Below are 18,400 nucleotides of genomic sequence, written 5' to 3'. Positions count from 1 at the left end.
TCGGGCCGCACCATTGCTTGATGATCGCCCGTGATGAGCGATGGAAAAGCAACGGCACTGTAGTGGCTACTATGCGTCATCACCTTGTTCCCCCTGCTGGTAATTTCTGCGGCTTGGCTTCTTTTGGAAGGGAGCGCTGTGCTGGCATCGTGAGCGCTGCGGGAACGCTGCGAGGAAGCACGCCAGAGGGCGGGCCAAATGCAAGTTGTGTTCCGTCCCTCAGAAGAAGGACGGCGTCGGCGATGGTCAGCAATCGCGGCCGGTGAGTGACTATTACGAGCAGCGCGCCGCGCTGCTTTGCCTCAATCACTGCGGAACATAATGCCTCTTCTCCTTCCGGATCGAGGTTGGCATTCGGCTCGTCCAGCAGAATCAGTCTACGATTGCCAAAGAAAGCGCGAGCAAGACCGATGCGCTGACGCTGTCCGCCCGAGAGCTTGTTGCCCTCTCGCCCGATCTCTGTCTGGTATCCGCGCGGCAGCGAGAGGATCATATCGTGAGCCTGTGCGAGCTGAGCTGCCGCGATGATATCCTCATCACGCGCGTTCTCGTTAAAGCCCGCAATGGCTTCCGCAACGGTACCACCGAACAACTGCACATCTTGCGGGAGATAGCCGACGAACTGACCGAGCTGTTCCGGATCCCAATTGTCGAGAACAGCGTGATCCAGTCTGATAGTGCCGCTACTTGGTGGCTCCAGGGCCGCGATCAGGCGCAGCAGCGTGGACTTTCCCGCACCGGTTGGGCCGATCACCACAATGATCTGCGATGCATGACAACGGAACGTAATGTCTGACAGAATGGCGCGCCTGACTGAGGGCGTGCGGTAGGTCACGCGGTGGATGTCGAGCCTTCCAGTCGGAGCCGGGAGCTGGGTGCGCCGCCTTCGAGCAAGATACGGCGCCGCCGCCGTACAGACCTGAATCCATGCTTCATTCGCGGATGCGAGGGCACGCCAGGCGGAGATCAAACTTTCCATCGGTTGCAACGTGCGAGCAATGAGAAGCGAGGCCGCGATCAAACTTCCCGGCAACACTTCATTTTGAAGGACAAGCCACGCCCCGGTGCCGATGGCGGTGATCTGCAAGATCGTTCTCACCATGCGCGCGCCCGACGCGATGGCGTTGACGCGTTCGCTGGCGCGGACGACAGGCGACAGCGCCAGATCGTTGAGGCGCATGAACTCCCGAACCGCTCCGCGGGTCCATCCCATCGCTCGCACGAGACTGGAGTGCTCTACGATGCCGTCCAGGACAGCTTGCGCCCGCAACGCAGATTCCGAGGCCTGCGACACTTCGGTGCGAGCGATCCAGCGACTGCAAGCTCCCATCACCAGCAAGATCGCGGCCCCGATCAGCGCAATGACTCCGTACCAGGGATGCAACAGAAAAAGGATGAAGATGAACACCGGGAGGAAGATTGCATCGATCAGGGTCGACACCGTGCCGCTGGCCAGAAAGGTCCTCAACTCCCGGACCTTCACCAGATCATGGGAACGCCTGTCGCCGCGCGCCGCAGGAGCGGTGATACTGCTTTCGAGGACGATGGGCGCAATACTGCGCTCGAACCCGACCGCAAAGCGGCTGAGCAGCCGGCTCCTGAGAATGTCGAATACCGCGCTGAAGGCGAGAGCACCGACGGCAATAACCGTGAGTCCAACAAGGGTCTCTACGCTACCGCTGCTGATGACGCGGTCGAACACCTCTATCGAATAGAACGGGATGGCAAGAAGCAGCGTGTTAATGGACACGCTGAAGGCCACGATCCACGCGAGCGCGTGTCGCCCTGGAATCAATCCAAGCAGCGATCTCTCATCGGCCGCTGAGGTCTCACGCCTGTTACGCAGATGCATGTCTCGTCGATATTTATTCGATCATCACCATAAGTATCGGTCACCTGAAACAAGGAGAGGCGGCACGAGGCCGCCCCTCCAAATTGGCGTTATACGATCTCGATCGCCGTATAGCCGGCCGCGTCGTTGATCTCATCGATCGAAGTGAACGGTGTCGCTCCACCCGTGATGTCGTCGAGCTGGATCGTACCGAAACCGAAATCGAGCACGGTATTGGTTCCGTCGTCTTCAACCACGACCGTCGACGGATCGAAGCCCGCTTCGGCATCGACGTGTACGACATCACCGTCGGCGAAACTCAAATCGGTCACCTCGTCATCGCCGAAATTAGTGGCTGTATCGTCACCGAAATTGAATGTATCGGTGCCTGCTCCGCCGGTCAGGACATCGTCTCCAACTCCGCCGCTGATCGAGTCAGCGCCGTTTCCGCCATCAAGGACGTCCTCGCCTTCATCACCACTCAAGGTGTCGTTACCGGCACCGCCGCTGATCGTGTCGTCACCCTCACCTCCGGTCAGCGCATCAACGCCGCTTCCGCCATCCAGCGTGTCGTCTCCATCATCACCGTTGAGCGTATCGTCACCGGCATCACCACTGAGTTCGTCGTCACCATCGCCGCCGGACATGGTGTCGAGACCATCGCCGCCGCTCATGGTGTCATCACCTGCGTCACCATTCATAGTGTCGTCGCCGAGACCGCCATCGAGAAGGTCATCTCCGGCGTTGCCGTTTAATGTGTCGTTGCCATCGTCTCCGTTGAGCTCATCGTTACCGGAGCCGCCGTTGAGAGTATCGTCTTCGGTTCCGCCATTGAGTATGTCGTTGCCCTGGTTACCATTGAGAGTGTCGAGACCGGCGTCGCCATTCAGCGTGTCGTCGCCCAGGCCGCCGCTCAGCGTGTCGTCGTCGTCGCCGCCGTTCATCGTGTCGGCACCGGCCTCACCGAACATAGTGTCGTTGCCGGCATCGCCCGACAGGGTGTCCGCACCAGCGCCGCCATGAATCTCGTCGACGCCATCGCCACCATTGACAGTGTCGTCGCCCTGGTCACCAAAGAGCTGATCGTCACCGGCGCCACCGTCGACCGTGTCGGCGCCTTGATTCCCATGCATGACATCGTTGCCGTCGTCACCGGACATGGTGTCGACACCTGCGCCGCCGTTGACGATGTCATCGCCTGCGCCGCCTATGAGGGTATCATCGCCGGCGTTGCCGTTGATTGTGTCATTGCCATCGCCGCCATCGGCGTTGTCATCTCCAGCACCGGAGTTGATCAGATCATCGCCACCCAAACCAGTTATCGTATCGTTACCAGGCAGACCGCTGATCGTGTCGGCGTCGTCTGTGCCAATGAGTGTGTCGTCGCCCAACGTTCCGATGATGATAGCCATTTTGCTCGCTCCCTTTTCTAAAACACCGCAAGGCAGGCCGATCACGGCGTGTCACGAATGTCACAAACTGTGTTCTGGCTCGACATCCATGGTTGATGGATCTCGACGATGAGAGCGTGGATGATCGGGAGGTCGCGCAATAGTCCCCATTTGGTGACAAAAGTGGCAGGAGGTGCGAGATCATTACGCAGCGAGGCCGCGTGGATGGGACACAAATTGTAATAAGAGAGACAGATCCCGCTGGAACTGATTGGTTCGTCACGTGATCGTCCGGAAGAGTAAAACAGGGAACAGCAGGCTGCCCCGCAGATCCCACGCCGGAAAAATAATCACATGCCTCGGTTCAAGGCACGATGAGCGGTTCTATTTATAGAATCTCAGGCTAACTCGTCCGAAGAGGCGATGGAATCGCGCTTTCTTCGTCTGGCACAGCAGTTGCTAGATCGACATGGTGCACAGGAGACACCATGTCGTCACCCCAGGTCCAACTTCGGCTCAATGGCATTCGCAAAAGCTTCCCCGGAAAGCAGGGGCAAACCCAGGTTCTCGACGGCCTGACGTTCGACATTCACGAACGGGACTTCGTCAGCATCATCGGGCCAAGCGGCTGCGGCAAGACCACCGTCTTCAACATCATTGCCGGTCTCGTCGATCCCGACGAGGGCACGCTCCTTTATCGCGGACAGGAAGTAGACAGTCTGCGCGGCCGCGTCGGCTACATGATGCAGAAGGATCTGCTTTTCCCGTGGCGCACCGTTCTGGACAATGTTCTGCTTGGTCTCGAAACCAAGGGCGTCGATCCGAAGCTCGCGCTGGACACCGCGCGGGAATACATCAGCACATTCGGTCTCTCGGGCTTTGAGAACGCTTATCCGAAGATGCTGTCCGGCGGCATGCGGCAGCGCGCGGCGCTGATCCGCACGCTGGTTCTCGATCCCGATATTCTGTTGCTTGATGAGCCCTTCTCAGCGCTCGACTATCAGACCCGCCTCTATCTAGAAGGCGTTCTGATGGAGGCCGTCGAGACCTTTCACAAGACGGTCATTCTCGTCACTCACGACATCGATGAGGCAGTGGCGTTGTCCAAGCGCGTCGTCGTGCTGAGCCAGCGCCCAGCGCGCGTGAAGGCCGTTCACGATATCGCGCTGAACGAACATTCTCCGATCGCCGCACGCAGCGATCCGCGCTTCTCTGAATATTTCCACACGCTGTGTGCCGAACTCGACATTCAAACCAGGAAGAGCGCATGACCGAAATGGCGCAGACCGCAAAACCTGCAACAAGCGCAACCTCGCGTCCTCGGCAGATCAAACGAAAGAACGTGTTCGATTCCATGATCGGGCGCAGCGTGCTGCAGATCTTGGCTGTGGTCGCCTTTTTCCTCATGTGGGAAGGCGCCGTGCAAATGGGATGGCTTTCCGCCTTTCTCGTGGGGCAGCCCAGCGGCGTTCTGCACAACCTCGTGGCTGCGATTTCGAATGGATCGCTGTTTGCCGATACCGGCTACACGGTTTTTGAAGCCATTCTCGGCTTTGCGTTCGGCACCGTGATCGGGTCGGTGATCGGCCTTGCCTTGTGGTATTCGGTATTCGTGGCACGGCTGGTTGAGCCGTTCATTGCCGCTATCAACTCCGTCCCCAAGATTGCACTCGCGCCGATTATTATCCTCTGGTTCGGCACCGGGCTGCTGTCGAAGGTAGCGCTCGCGATCTCGCTGACATCGATTGTCGCGCTCATCACGGCCTATCAAGCGGCCAAGGACTCAGACAAGGATCTGCAGGCCCTTCTCTTCTCGATGGGCGCTTCAAAACATCACATCTTCAAACGCGTCATCGTCCCCTCGACCCTTCCGGCCATCATCGCCACTTTCCGGATCAATATCGGCTTCGCGCTGGTCGGTGCCGTCGTTGGCGAATTCATCTCATCCCAGCGTGGGCTCGGCCATGTCATCTACGTGGCTTCCAGCCTCTACGACCTCAACACCGTCTGGGCCGGGCTCTTCACCCTCATGTTGGTGGGCTTCGCTTTCTATCACCTGGTCGAAATCACTGAACGCCACCTGCTTCCCTGGAAGCAGCAACAAGGCGGCGGCCAAATCAACGTTTGATATATTCCTTCAGGAGACTTTCAATGAAACGACTGATTTCAAAACTCGGCGCGCTGTCTCTCGGCCTCGCCTTAACCGCTGCGGCTGTCGCTCCCGCATCCGCCGAAATGCGGAAAGCCACCATCTCTCAAGCTTTCCAGTCCCTGCTCTATTTACCTCTTTATGTGGGCATGGACGAAGGCTTCTTTGAAAAGCAAGGTCTCGACCTGACGAAGGAAAGCGCCGGCTCGGGCAGCGTCGCGCTGTCAGCCGTCATTTCCAAGAGCGCACAATTCTCACTCCATGGACCTGAGTGGAGCGCAATTGCGGCCTCCAAAGGCGCGCCGGTCAACACCATTGCGAACGTGGTCAACGGCGCCGCTGTCTGGATTGCCGCGACGCCCGACTTCAAATTCGACAGTGTGAAGGATCTAAAAGGCGAGAAGATCGTCACCGGGACGATGCCGACCACTAGTACTTCTCTTTTCATTAAGCTGCTGAAGGAAAACGGCATGGACGCCAACAAGGACGTCCAGATGATCCAGGTGCCGCTCGGCACCGAGCCAGGCCCCTTCGTCGCCGGACAAGCGAAAGTCGCGGTGATGTATGAGCCGGGCCTCGATCAGGTGGTCGCAAAAGGCATGAAAGTCGTTGTCGGCTTTCCACAGCTGTACGGCGCATATGCGTTCTCGACCATCACCGCGCGCGTCGACGTCGATCCCGATCTCGCCCAACGTCTGACCAATGGTCTCGAAATGGCGGTCCGCTTCATGCACAAGAACACGGCCCGCACAGTTGAAATCGCCCAGAAGCAATTCCCGACCCTTGAACCCGCCGTGGTGGAAGCCGCCGTCAAGCGCATGCTGGCCGATAACGTCTACCCGACCAGCGTCGATATCACGCCGGATGCACTCAAACTTGCACTGGAAACGCAGATCGCGCTTGGCAACCTCGCCGCACAACCGGACTACAAGACCTTCGTGCCTCGCACGTACATGGAAAAGGCGATGGCAACGAACTAATATCGTCGCAGCTGTTTCAAGCGGCTTCGGGCTTGGCCCGAGGCCGTTTGTGTTTCAGTATGACGTTCCGCAAAGGATGCATCAAACATGAATACTGCTCAGACCCGTCGAGGGCTTCTCGATACCGTTCGGATGGTTCAAGCCGGCTCGCTGCAGCCCCAGGATTTGATCAACGAGAGTTACGCGCGTGCCGCAGCGCTTGAGCCTGATCTTCAGGCTTTCTCGTATTTCCCGTCTGCACCACCAACAGCCTCTGCTGGAAATGGCCCTCTGGCCGGCATCGCCGTCGGCGCAAAGGATCTCGTCGATACGGCGGATATGCCGACCACGTACGGCTCGCCAATCTATGCCGACCATCAGCCCAGCGAGGACGCCTGGATTGTCACGCGCCTCAAGGATCTCTCCGCGACTATTCTCGGCAAGACAGTGACCACCGAGTTTGCCTGGCGCCATCCCGGCCCCACGCGTAATCCATGGAATCTCAATCACACGCCGGGTGGATCATCCTCCGGGTCAGCCGCATCGGTCGCGAGCGGATCAGTCCAGCTTGCACTTGGCACCCAGACCCTCGGCTCTATTCTGCGGCCAGCGTCATTCTGCGGGATTGTCGGCTTTAAGCCGAGCTTCGGAACCATTAGTCTCAAAGGTGTCCGCGCCCTTTCGCAGTCGCTGGACCATCTAGGCGTCTTTGCGCGCAGCGTCGACGACGTCGCCTATGCACTCTCGTTGCTCGCGGGTGGCCCTGGTGCCGCACGCCACGCGCCGTTCCAAGTCTCGCTCGATGGCATCGCGCCCTTCCCTGCCCCGCGGATTGCATGGCTACGACCTGCCGCATCACCCGCTTTGGACGATTATCAAAGCGCGCTGCTTGCGAGCGCTGCTAAGCGCTTCACCGAAGCGGGAGCGGTTGTGGAATCGTTCGCGCTACCAACCGAATTTGATGCACTATCGGATATCGCAGCCACGCTTTATGGTGCAGAAGGCGCAGCGAACTTCAGCGATCTCGTCAAAAGATTTCCGGATAAGACCAGCGATCGGCTCAAGGCACTCGTCGAAGGTGGTCTCCCCATATCAGCGACGAACTACATCGGAGCGCGCAATGCGCAGCTTGCATTGCGCTCCGCGTTCACTAGCGCCATCGCGGGCTTTGACGCCGTGCTGACGACAGCGGCCACCGGCGAAGCGCCGGAGAGCCTGACGCAAACCGGAGATCCGGGCCTATGCGTGCCATGGACGACGCTTGGCGTTCCGGCCATTTCGCTGCCCGCCGGAATCGGCCCGCGTGGACTGCCCCTGGGTATCCAGCTCATCGCCCCCTTCGGCGAGAACCTGAAGTTACTCAGGATCGCCAAATGGTGTGAGGCCGCTTTGGCCTTCAAGGCGACGATCTGAGGAGAGCAACGCGCGGGAAGCCGCGCGTCAGGCGATCCGCTTTGCCGAATAGTGCTCGGCGAAGCGGCGGCGCAGTTCCATCTTCTGGACCTTTCCGGTCGCGCCATAGGTGAGCGCCTCGACGAAGACGACATCGTCGGGCATCCACCACTTGGCGATCTTTCCTTCGAGAAAGGAGAGCACGGCTGCTGGAGTCGCCGGTGCCGTTGCAGACGGCACTACGATCAACAGCGGCCGCTCTTCCCACTTCGGATGCGGAATGCCGATCACGGCAGCCTCGGCAACACCGGCACAGCCCATGGCGATATTCTCGACATCGACCGAACTGATCCATTCGCCTCCGGACTTGATGACGTCCTTCGCACGATCGGTAAGCTGCAGGTAGTTGTCCTGATCTAAAACCGCGAGGTCGCCGGTGTCGAACCATCCATCGTTCAACAACGGCTTGTCATCGCGATAATAGTTCGAAATCACCCAAGGCCCTTGCACCATGAAGCGGCCGCTGCTCTTGCCGTCACGCGGCAGTTCGGCGCCATCCTCATCGACGATCTTGAGATCCACCCCGTAAGACGGCTGCCCCTGTGTCGTCTTGCGACGGAGTTGTTCCTGAGGAGACATATTCCGAACGTTCCTCGACGGCTGTGGCGAAGTCCCGCCGGGGCTAGTTTCCGTCATACCCCAAACGTGATTGACGGACACGCCCATCCGTTCAAATCCCTCGATCATACTTGGCGCTGGTGCTGAGCCTGCCACCATGATGCGCTTCAATGATCCGGCACCTCGGCCGCGCTCTTCAAGATACTGCAAGAGCTTTCCGTACAGGACCGGCACACCGGCGACAAACGTGACACCCTCCGCATCGATCAAAGCCGTCAAGCTTGCGGGATCGAGCATCGGCCCGGGCAACACCAGTTTTGCACCGACCATCGGAGCCACATAAGTGAGCCCCCACGCACCATTGGCGTGAAACATCGGTGTCATCGGCAGAATCGTTTCGTTCGCACTCATAAAATAGCTGCCGCAGAACGAAAGACTGTAGAGAACATCCGATCGATGCGAATACAGCACGCCCTTGGGATTGCCCGTCGTGCCGGAGGTGTAGAACAGTGACGATGCGGACAGTTCGTCGAATTGCGGCCAGACGAAATTCTCGTCACCGTCCTCGATGAATTCCTCATAGCATTGCAGGTTCGGAAGGCTGCTGGACGGCATCACAGCTTTGTCCACCATCAAAACGAACAGCCTGACCGTTTTCAAATCGGCCGCGAGTTTCTCGACCAACGGAAGAAACGAGCTCTCCAGAAACAAAACCCGGTCTTCGGCGTGGTTGGCGATGTAGGCGATCTGCGCCGGAATCAATCGTGGATTGATCGCATGCCAAACCGCGCCCATGCCGGTGACGGCATGCTCGATCTCGAAATGCCGGAAATCATTCCATGCCAGCGTCGCCACGCGATCACTCTGCTTGACGCCCCATCGCGCCAGCGCATCAGCAAGCTTGCGTGCCCGCCGTGCCGCATCGCCATAGGAATGACGATGGATCGGCCCTTCAACCGTGCGCGATACGATCTCCGTCGTGGAATGGAAACGGTCAGCGTGCTGCAGCAGCGACGAGAGCAACAACGGCTGATTTTGCATCAGACCTTTCACGGGTCTCTCCCTCAAATCAGACGATCCGTTAGACGCTACAAACCGGCTGGCTTGCGCCAGCCGGAGATCAATTTGTCGAGGTCCTAGTCGGAGGTGCCGTCAAGCACGTCGCCGAATTGCTCCCAGCTCTCGCCGGTCCAGCGCTGGAGCTGCATCTGCGTCCAGAGCTGATTCACTGTGTCGCTGGTGCTGATCGTGATGCCTGGCATCGACGTCGGCAGTGTCACACCCTTCAGACTCTTGGCCTGCTTGATGATGTTCTCGCGGGAGAGATCACTGCCGCACTGCTTGAGAATTTGTTCAAGCACTAATCCCTGCTGATAGCCGGTGAGATAATTGGTGTCACCGATGTCACCGCCGGGAATGTACTTCTCGAAAAAGGCGCGATAGCCCTTCATTCCCGCATCATCATTCCAGCGAGAATCTGTCGGATCTTTTACAATCGAACCGACGATGACGCCGACCGATTTATCGAACCCCGCAGGCTTGAGTGTCGACGACACCGAACTCGACGGGAAGTTCACGATCAAGGTCGGCTTCCACCCGATCTCCGCCGCCTTGCGGATGGCCTGCGCCGAAAACTTCGGCGTGCCGGCTACCAGAAGCGCTTCCGCGCCAGTACTCTTGAGATTCACGACCTGGGAATCGACCGTGGGATCGGTGATCTCGTAAGCCGCCGCGGTGACTTTCTTGTCGAAGTCATCCTTGAAATACGATTTGAACGCTTTGACGTAATCCTTACCCAGATCGTCGTTCTGATAGAGAATGGCATACTTCGCGTTCGGCAAAACCTTCTTGAGATACTTGGCGTAAATCTTTCCTTCGACATCGTAGCTGACAAGACCAGTCGTCAGTGCGGGATAGCTCGCGACCTCTGTGAATTTGGCGGAACCCGTGATCACCGCGATATCCGGAATGCCACGGCTCATTAAGAGTTTTGCGGTGGCGGATACACCCGGGGTGCCGAGCTGCCCGAAAATGAACGCGACGTCGTCGCTTTCCACCAGCTTGCGGATATGTTCGACGCTCTTCGGCGGACTATAGGCGTCGTCGTACGCAATGTAATTGATCTTTCGGCCATTGATGCCGCCACGGTCATTCATGGATTGAACGTAGGCAAGCAGACCCTTACCGACTACACCGATCGAAGAGGCAGGCCCGCTGAAGGGAAACACGCCTCCGATCTTGATTTCTGTTGCGGTGACGCCGGGCGCATCCGCACCGAATGCCGTTGTTGAAATCGCCAACATGAGCGCCGACGCTAGCTGTAGCTTTTTGAACATTATTTCCTCCTCTGCCGCGTTTCCATCAGTATCGCTCCAGATCGGCCGCCCGCGTTTTCTGCGGTGTCAGCTCAACGGTTGATCCGTTGTTGTGGTGAGACGGGAGCCCATTTCGTTGCGAAGGATTTAAAGTTCTTTTTTTGAACTGGTCAAGCGAAACGCGGCAGGAACCGCTCCGCGATGACAATTATTTTACAGCTCGCTTTGCTTTCAGCGCATATCTTTCCCCGTTAGAAAAACGAAAAGGGCCGCCGATTTGGCGACCCCGATTATTCAATTCTTTTTTTGAACTTATGATTCAGTCAAGGACTCTCAAGCGACTTTACGCGCGGCCCCGCTGGTGGACGCGCCAAGAAAGCCGACAAGCCTCTCCTGAATGAGTTGCTCGGCCTCTGACATAATGCGGTCGATCAACTCCTTCACCGTCGGAATATCGCGGATCAGGCCAACCACCATGCCGCAGCTCCAGGCTCCGGCATCCATCTCGCCATTCACCATGACCTTCGGATAGACACCTGCAACCTGCTCCATGATGTCCGAAATCTCGATCTTACCGCCCTTTTCGCGCTCGATCTCAATCAGCTTTTCGACGCCCTTATTGTTCAGAACGCGTTCGGTGTTTCTCAGGCCGCGCATCACCAGCCGCGTATCGAGCTCGGTGGCCGCGACAATGGCATTCTTGACGTTCTCATGCACCGGGGCTTCCTTGGTCGCGACGAACCGCGTGCCCATGTTCATGCCCTGCGCACCCATCGCGAGTGCCGCCACGAGGCTGCGCGCGTCAGCCATACCACCGGATGCAACGAACGGAATTTTCAACTCCTCGGCAGCACGCGGCAACAGGATCATGTTCGGCATATCATCTTCGCCAGGATGACCGCCACATTCGAATCCATCGACGCTGACAGCATCGCAGCCGATCGCCTCCGCCTTCAATGAATGCCGGACCGAGGTGCATTTGTGGATGACCTTGATACCGGCGGCTTTCAGCGCAGGCATATATTGTTCGGGACTGCGGCCGGCCGTCTCGACGATTTTGACGCCGCCTTCCTTGATCGCCGCGATGTATTCCGGATACGGAGGTGAAGTGAATGTTGGCAGGAACGTGAGATTCACGCCGAACGGCTTGTCCGTCATGGCGTTGCAGCGGGCAATCTCCTTGGCGAGGAGTTCCGGCGTCTTCTGCGTGAGACCGGTGATAACTCCGAGGCCACCTGCATTTGATACCGCTGCAGCGAGTTCAGCAAAACCGACGTAGTGCATTCCGCCCTGAATGATCGGGTGTTCGATACCGAACAATTCTGTGATGGCTGTTTTCACGTGACCTCCAAATTGAACATCCAGCGATAAAGATGACTTAACGTCTCACGCCTGCATTCCCGCTGGATCATCCAGGAGCAAGCAACCAAAGCCGTAACAGGATTCGAAAAAGGACATCAGAATGCTTGCCATGGACCACACAGGCCGCGCCTGTGTGACCTGACTTCGTGTCATTCCGACTTCCTGGCTTTCGACCAGCATCATTCCGTAAATATATTCCGGCACACACATCTGTTTTCTCCCTTCTCAACATCGATCTCACGTCGATTTTGAAATAGTTGAGCGCGCGCGGGTCAGTTGACGATTTCGAACAGTCCCGCTGCTCCCATGCCGCCGCCGATGCACATCGTAACCACGCCGTATTTGGCTTTCCGGCGCCGGCCTTCGATCAGCACATGTCCTGCAAGGCGTGCTCCTGTCATGCCGTAAGGATGCCCCATCGAGATCGAGCCGCCGTTGACGTTCAGCTTCTCGGGATTGATGCCAAGCTTGTCGCGGCAATAGATCACCTGGACTGCATAAGCCTCGTTCAACTCCCACAGGTCGATGTCATCGATCTTGAGACCGTGACGCTTCAGCAGGCGCGGAATGGCCGCCACCGGCCCGACGCCCATCTCATCCGGCTCGACACCTGCGGCGACAAAGCCGCGGAAGATTCCGAGTGGCTTCAGGCCCTTCTTGGCTGCAATCTTGTCACTCATAATGACGCACGCGGATGCGCCGTCCGACAACTGGCTGGCGTTACCGGCGCTGATCGTCTTGCCTTCAAACACGGGCTTGATGCTGGCAAGACCTTCCGCCGTGGTTTCCGGGCGAGGACCTTCGTCTTTGGTCAACGTGACTTCTTTGAAAGAGACCTGCTTGGTCTCTTTATCCATCACCGCCATCTTGGTGGTGAAAGGGACGATCTCGTCGTTGAAGCGGCCGCCCTGAAGGGCTGCCGCTGTGCGGCGCTGACATTCCAGGCTGTATTCGTCCTGCCGATCGCGGTTGATCTTGTAGCGTTCAGCCACGACTTCCGCGGTCTCCAGCATCGACATATACATGTCCGGCTTCATCGCCATCAGCTCTTCGTCGACAGCGTGAAACTTGTTCATGTGCTCATTTTGAACAAGGCTGATCGACTCAACGCCGCCCGCGATTGCGACATCCACGCCGTCGAGCATGACCGAACGCGCGGCAACGGCGATCGACTGAAGTCCAGACGCACATTGACGATCGATGGTCGTTCCGGCGACCGTGACTGGAAGACCGGCCCGGATCGCGCCTTTACGCGCGACGTTCATCACCATAGTCCCCTGCTGCATGGCGCAGCCCATCACCACGTCCTCGACCTCACCAGGCTCGACCTTCGCGCGCTTGACGGCTTCCGCGATGACGTGGCCAACCATGGTCGGCCCCTCTGTGTTGTTGAGAGCTCCGCGATAGGCCTTGCCGATTCCTGTGCGTGCGGTCGATACGATGACTGCTTCGTTCATGGTCGTCTCCTTAGCTCGCCCGCGCATATCGCATGAGATGATAGGTTGGGTCGCCGAACTGGATGTTGATGGAAGAAATTCGCTTGAAGTAGTGGCCGACATTCAGCTCATCGCTCATGCCCATGCCGCCGTGGAGCTGGATCGCCTGTTCGCCGACGAACTTCGCTGCGTTGCCGATTTTTGACTTTGCGCCGGATGCCAGCTTCGACATGTGCGGCTCGTTCGCCGCCAACGTCAGATTGAGATGCTGCATCAAGGACGTCGCTTCCTCGAGCGCGATGAACATATCGACCATCCGGTGTTGCAGAACCTGGAAGTTGCCAAGCGGAACGCCGAATTGCTTGCGTGTCTTTGAGTATTCGAGAGTCGCTGAATTCAGCTCGGTCATAGCGCCAGTGGCTTCAGCACAAAGCGCTGCAATAGCTCGGTCCCGGCAGGTCTCGAGTGCAGCAATCGCGTTGTCCTTCTGGCCGAGCAATGCGCCTGCAGGCACATGAACATCCTTGAGAAGGATCTCCGCTGCCCGGCGCCCGTCGATGGTCCTAAAGCTCTGCAGGTGAACCCCTGCCGATTGCCGGTCGACGATGAACAGGCTGATCCCTTCACGATCTCGTTGATTTCCCGATGTCCGCGCGGAGACAATCAGCTTGTCCGCCCAGGGCGCCCCGATCACAGCGGCTTTGGCGCCATTGAGTACATAGCCGCCGCCCGCGCTCTTGGCGCTGGTGCCGACATTGTTCAAGTCGTAGCGCGAATGACCTTCAGTCCACGCAAGCGCCCAGATCGATTCACCGGCCATAATCGGCGGCAAGTATTCTTCCCGCTGGGCATCCGTTCCCGCGTCTTCGATCAGACCACCGGCCAGCACAACAGTCTCAAAATACGGCTCGACGACGAGGTTGCGGCCGAACTCCTGCATCACGATCATGGTGGCGACTGTGCCGCCACCGAGACCGCCGACAGCTTCCGAGAATGGCGCAGCCAACAGACCCATTTCGGCAAAGCTGTTCCAATGGGTGCGGCTCCAGCCCTCTTCCGTCGCAACAATCTTACGCCGCGCTTCGAAGTCGTATTGATCACGCAGCAGTCGCTGGAGGCTGCTTCGCAGGAGTTCCTGCTCTTCCGTCAATTGAATATCCACGGGATGCCTCGTGAGTTAAGTTAGAGACCGAGCACTGCTTTGGCGATGATGTTGCGTTGGATCTCGTTCGATCCGCCGTAGATGCTGAGCTTGCGCGAGTTGAAATACTTCTCCGACGCCGTGTGCCCATAGTCCGGGCCCGGAACGAAGATGTTTGCACTTGTCGGGTGTTCGCGAAGCGCCAGCCCGTAATTGCCCATGGCTCGATGGGTCAGATCCGTAATGCGCTGGAAAATTTCCGTGCCCCGAATCTTGAACAGCGACGCGGCGGGACCGGGATCGATGCCCCGCGACATCTGTGCCACCACACGAAGTTCAGTGGCCTCAAGCGCGAGAACATCCAGCTCGACACGCGCGATATCCGCGACAAAATCGTTGTACACCGGATCGTCTTCGGCGATTTCCGCTTTGACGATATCCTTCAGCTTATTCAGATAACGCGTCGAACGGCCGATGCTCGCCATGCTGGTTCGCTCGTTGCCCAGCAGAAACTTCGCATAGGTCCAGCCCTTGTTCTCTTCGCCAATCAGATTCTCGACCGGCACCCGCACGTTTTCGAGGAACACGTCGTTGACTTCATGCGAGCCATCAATGGTGATGATCGGCCGCACGGTGACACCCGGCGACTTCATATCGATCAACAGGAACGAGATTCCAGCCTGCGGTTTCGCGGTTGGATCGGTGCGGACCAGACAAAAGATCCAGTCAGCGTGCTGAGCCAGTGTGGTCCACGTCTTGTGGCCGTTGACGATGTAGTGGTCGCCGTCCCGGACCGCCTTGGTCCTTACAGACGCGAGGTCGGATCCAGATCCCGGTTCAGAGTAACCCTGACACCACCAGTCCTCACCCGACAAAATCCGCGGCAGATACTTGTTCTTCTGCGCATCATTGCCGAACGTATAAATCACCGGCCCAACCATTGTGACGCTGAAGGCCAGAGGCGGCAGCGTACCAGCGCGTGTTGTTTCCTGCTCGAAGATGAAACGCTGGGTGATTGACCAGCCGGGGCCACCGTATTCTTTCGGCCACAGCGGCGCGATCCACCCTTTCTTGTGGAGGATCTTGTGCCAGAGCAACGACTGCTCCTTGGTCAAGTCCGTTTCATTGTTCGGGACCCGCATCTCTTGCGGATAGCTCTCGGCGATAAAGGCGCGAACCTCATCGCGAAAGGCCGCATCTTCCTTCGACAGGCTCAGTTCCATCGACCGCTCCTGTTACCACTTCTCGCCGAACGGACGGATTTCTGTCTCGAACATCCAGGCATCACGCGGCTGCTGGTAAAGCTGCCAATAGGTCTCGGCCACCGCAGCAGGGCGCATCAGGCGATTAGGATCGAGATTTTCGATCGCCTGTTTCCCCTCCCGCTGTGTAATGAGCTGGCGCACCCACTCGGTATCGACACTCGAGTCGATGATGAGATGCGCGACATGAATATTCTTCGGTCCAAGTTCGCGCGCGATCGACTGAGCGACAGCACGCAGGCCGAACTTGGCGCTAGCGAATGCTGCAAAGCCAGACCCTCCGCGCAGGCTGGCGGTTGCGCCCGTGAAGAAGATGTTGCCTCGGCCTCGCGGCAACATCAGCCGCGCGGCTTCGCGCCCTGCCAGGAAACCCGAGTAACAGGCCATCTCCCAGACTTTACGGAACACCCGCTCCGTGGTGTCGAGAATGGGGAAGTTGACGTTGGCACCGATGTTGAAGACACAGAGGTCCAGCGGCGCGTGTTTATCGGCATCGCCCAGGAAGGAGACAATTTCCTCCTCCTTGCGGGCATCGAGGGCACGTCCGAACACCGTGCCACCGGCATCTTCGATTTCTTTCACGAGCGGCGCGAGCTTTTCGCCCTGACGCCGCCCAACGAAAACATCAAACCCCTCGGAAGCAAACTTCTTGGCGATTTCGCCTCCAATGAAGTCTCCGGCGCCGATCACGGCCACCGACGCATTTCTCTTTTTCATTGGTTGTCTCCCGAGCAAAAGGTTGATCGTATTGATTGAAAATGGGCCAAAGGGGACGTCGAACGCGAACGTCAGCCGTTCACGGACTCCGCGAGCTTGTGTTTGAGAATTTTCCCGGTGGATGTTGCCGGCAACGCGTCAAGCACGATGATCTGTGATGGACGCTTGTAGGACGTGAGCTGCCCGCCCGCGTAGCTCATCAACTCCGATGGCGTGACGGACGCGCCTTTCAACAATTGCACAAAGGCGACGACTTCTTCGTTGCCACCCGCATTGCGTCCGACGACGGCCGACTGAACCACCGCCTGATGGGAGTTGAGCACTGCCTCGACTTCCGCCGGATAGACGTTGAAGCCCGAGCGAATGATCATTTCCTTGGTGCGGCCGGCAATGAACAGGCAATCGCCCTCGAAGCGCGCAAGATCCCCAGTGTTGAACCAGCCCTCGCTATCGATTGCCTTTGCTGTGAGATCAGGTGCTCGATAGTAGCCGCGCATCACGTTGCGGCCCCGCACATGGAGTTCACCGACCGTCCCCTCCGGGACGACAACGCCCTCGCGATCGACGATCCGCGCCTCGACCCCCGGCAATAGATGGCCGACGGCTTGATCGGTCCGCGGAGCATCAAAGCGAACACCGGAAATTCCCGGCGCGCATTCGGTGATGCCGTAACCGTTCTGAAGATGCGGACCAAGCTCCTCCTCGACGCGCGACTTCAGGTTGAGGTCGAGTGGTGCTCCGGCAACTGCCATCAGCCGCAACTTGCCTCTGTCCAGCTTGGGAAGACGCGCGACTGCCTTGTACTCCAGCAATCTTTGGTAGGTGGCCGGCACTCCGTTGAGAACGGTAATCCCGTCCTCAACCATGGCCTTGACCAAATTCGCCGGGTCATACCTGCTGACGAGCTGCACGGTGCCACGCGTCATCAACGTCATCAGAAGCAGAGAAATGCCAACGATGTGAGAGATCGGTAGAACGACATAAACTCTGTCGTTGTGATCCAGCCTGCGGAAACGCGCCGTGGTCATTGCGCTAAACAGCAAATTCTCGTGGGTCAACATCACGCCCTTCGGCGTGCCGGTTGTCCCTGACGTGTAGATCAGCACCGCCACCTGCCTGGCGGCACTCTCTTCCGGCGGCTCGACAATCGCTGTCTCGTTTAACGGGCTGACCGCAATGTCCTTGAGAGGACCGATCTCGTGGACCGTTGAATTGACACGCACGCCATGAGCCGCCGCCTCCTTGGAGACGCCGGCCGTGAAGAACATCCGGCGCGCGCCGCTGTGATCTCGAATCTGATCGAGTTCGCGCGGTGACAATCGTGGATTGACAACAATCGCCCAGGCCCCGATCCGGCTAGCGGCTAGCAAAAGCGCTGCCATGGCAATGGAGTTCTCGCTGATAATCATCATCCGGTCGCCGGGACGAATGCCAAGCGATTCAAGCGACGACGCAACCTGCGGCAAATACTCGGAAAGCTGGCGGTAGGACCAAGTCACGCCATCTTCAACCAAGGCCGGATGATCAGGCGCCTCGACCGCGCCACGATCCATGACCTGATGAAGGCGCTGCGGAATGTCTCGAAGAATTTCAGCGACTTCGGACGTGTCCACTGGCTGAGCCACACTTCCCTCCGTGCAATTTATCCGCCGCTTCGATGGCGGCTGGTTCGACGGGAGTTAACGTTCTTTTTTAGAACCCGTCAATCACATTCCTCGCCAATGAGGTCAAGCGTTCACGCGGCGCACCTTCGCACATGCAAACAAGGAACAATACATTTTGGCTTGGAATGTCATTTACAATCGCGGCTGCATCGGATTATTATCA

The 18,400-nt window shown here is 58.1% G+C and carries 14 protein-coding genes; 4 read left to right on the top strand and 10 right to left on the bottom strand.

Annotated features, from left to right (window positions below; genetic code table 11):
- Positions 1 to 79 precede the first annotated feature (79 nt).
- Both ACZ5C3_RS06390 and ACZ5C3_RS06385 read right to left on the bottom strand, forming a co-directional pair.
- Positions 80 to 1,852 (bottom strand): type I secretion system permease/ATPase, encoded by a 1,773-nt coding sequence (locus ACZ5C3_RS06390; protein WP_464036167.1) that lies wholly within the window; start codon positions 1,850 to 1,852, stop codon positions 80 to 82.
- Positions 1,853 to 1,941: 89 nt separating this feature from the next.
- Positions 1,942 to 3,243, bottom strand: a complete 1,302-nt coding sequence (locus ACZ5C3_RS06385; RefSeq protein ID WP_464036165.1) for a calcium-binding protein — start codon at positions 3,241 to 3,243, stop codon at positions 1,942 to 1,944.
- 467 nt (positions 3,244 to 3,710) lie between these two features.
- Between ACZ5C3_RS06385 and ACZ5C3_RS06380 the strand changes: the two genes are divergently transcribed.
- The 4 genes from ACZ5C3_RS06380 to ACZ5C3_RS06365 all read left to right on the top strand — a co-directional run bounded on the left by ACZ5C3_RS06380 (position 3,711) and on the right by ACZ5C3_RS06365 (position 7,743).
- Positions 3,711 to 4,493, top strand: coding sequence for an ABC transporter ATP-binding protein (locus tag ACZ5C3_RS06380; protein WP_464036163.1), 783 nt, complete (start codon positions 3,711 to 3,713; stop codon positions 4,491 to 4,493).
- Entirely contained in the window at positions 4,490 to 5,350 is an 861-nt protein-coding gene (locus tag ACZ5C3_RS06375; protein ID WP_464036161.1) for an ABC transporter permease, read from the top strand. Before ACZ5C3_RS06380 ends, ACZ5C3_RS06375 begins: the two co-directional genes overlap by 4 nt.
- Before the next feature lie 23 nt (positions 5,351 to 5,373).
- Positions 5,374 to 6,351: an ABC transporter substrate-binding protein gene (locus ACZ5C3_RS06370; RefSeq protein ID WP_464036159.1), complete on the top strand. Its 978-nt coding sequence runs from the start codon at positions 5,374 to 5,376 to the stop codon at positions 6,349 to 6,351.
- 87 nt (positions 6,352 to 6,438) lie between these two features.
- Positions 6,439 to 7,743, top strand: a complete 1,305-nt coding sequence (locus tag ACZ5C3_RS06365; RefSeq protein ID WP_464036157.1) for an amidase — start codon at positions 6,439 to 6,441, stop codon at positions 7,741 to 7,743.
- 27 nt (positions 7,744 to 7,770) lie between these two features.
- On the opposite strand, the gene ACZ5C3_RS06360 is transcribed toward ACZ5C3_RS06365, so the two are convergent.
- The 8 genes from ACZ5C3_RS06360 to ACZ5C3_RS06325 all read right to left on the bottom strand — a co-directional run bounded on the left by ACZ5C3_RS06360 (position 7,771) and on the right by ACZ5C3_RS06325 (position 18,198).
- Positions 7,771 to 9,393, bottom strand: coding sequence for a long-chain-fatty-acid--CoA ligase (locus ACZ5C3_RS06360; protein WP_464036155.1), 1,623 nt, complete (start codon positions 9,391 to 9,393; stop codon positions 7,771 to 7,773).
- Positions 9,394 to 9,476: 83 nt separating this feature from the next.
- On the bottom strand, positions 9,477 to 10,676 hold the full coding sequence (locus ACZ5C3_RS06355) for an ABC transporter substrate-binding protein (protein ID WP_464036153.1): 1,200 nt from the start codon (positions 10,674 to 10,676) through the stop codon (positions 9,477 to 9,479).
- Positions 10,677 to 10,988: 312 nt separating this feature from the next.
- Positions 10,989 to 11,996: an NAD(P)H-dependent flavin oxidoreductase gene (locus ACZ5C3_RS06350; RefSeq protein WP_464036151.1), complete on the bottom strand. Its 1,008-nt coding sequence runs from the start codon at positions 11,994 to 11,996 to the stop codon at positions 10,989 to 10,991.
- Positions 11,997 to 12,289: 293 nt separating this feature from the next.
- Complete coding sequence (locus tag ACZ5C3_RS06345; protein ID WP_464036150.1) at positions 12,290 to 13,474, bottom strand: acetyl-CoA C-acyltransferase; 1,185 nt, start codon at positions 13,472 to 13,474, stop codon at positions 12,290 to 12,292.
- A 10-nt stretch (positions 13,475 to 13,484) separates the two neighbouring features.
- Positions 13,485 to 14,615: an acyl-CoA dehydrogenase family protein gene (locus ACZ5C3_RS06340; protein ID WP_464036148.1), complete on the bottom strand. Its 1,131-nt coding sequence runs from the start codon at positions 14,613 to 14,615 to the stop codon at positions 13,485 to 13,487.
- A gap of 20 nt (positions 14,616 to 14,635) precedes the next feature.
- Positions 14,636 to 15,817 carry an acyl-CoA dehydrogenase family protein gene (locus tag ACZ5C3_RS06335; protein ID WP_464036146.1) on the bottom strand — a complete coding sequence of 394 codons (1,182 nt, stop codon included), beginning with the start codon at positions 15,815 to 15,817 and terminating at the stop codon, positions 14,636 to 14,638.
- A 12-nt stretch (positions 15,818 to 15,829) separates the two neighbouring features.
- Complete coding sequence (locus ACZ5C3_RS06330) at positions 15,830 to 16,573, bottom strand: SDR family NAD(P)-dependent oxidoreductase (RefSeq protein ID WP_464036144.1); 744 nt, start codon at positions 16,571 to 16,573, stop codon at positions 15,830 to 15,832.
- Between the two features lie 71 nt (positions 16,574 to 16,644).
- Positions 16,645 to 18,198: a class I adenylate-forming enzyme family protein gene (locus ACZ5C3_RS06325; RefSeq protein ID WP_464036142.1), complete on the bottom strand. Its 1,554-nt coding sequence runs from the start codon at positions 18,196 to 18,198 to the stop codon at positions 16,645 to 16,647.
- Between the last annotated feature and the right edge of the window lie 202 nt (positions 18,199 to 18,400).

The sequence above is a fragment of the Afipia dichlorophenoxyacetatis genome (assembly GCF_055386385.1).
The sequence above is the reverse complement of the archived record's forward strand: the minus strand, read 5'-3'. Positions and strand labels throughout refer to the sequence as shown.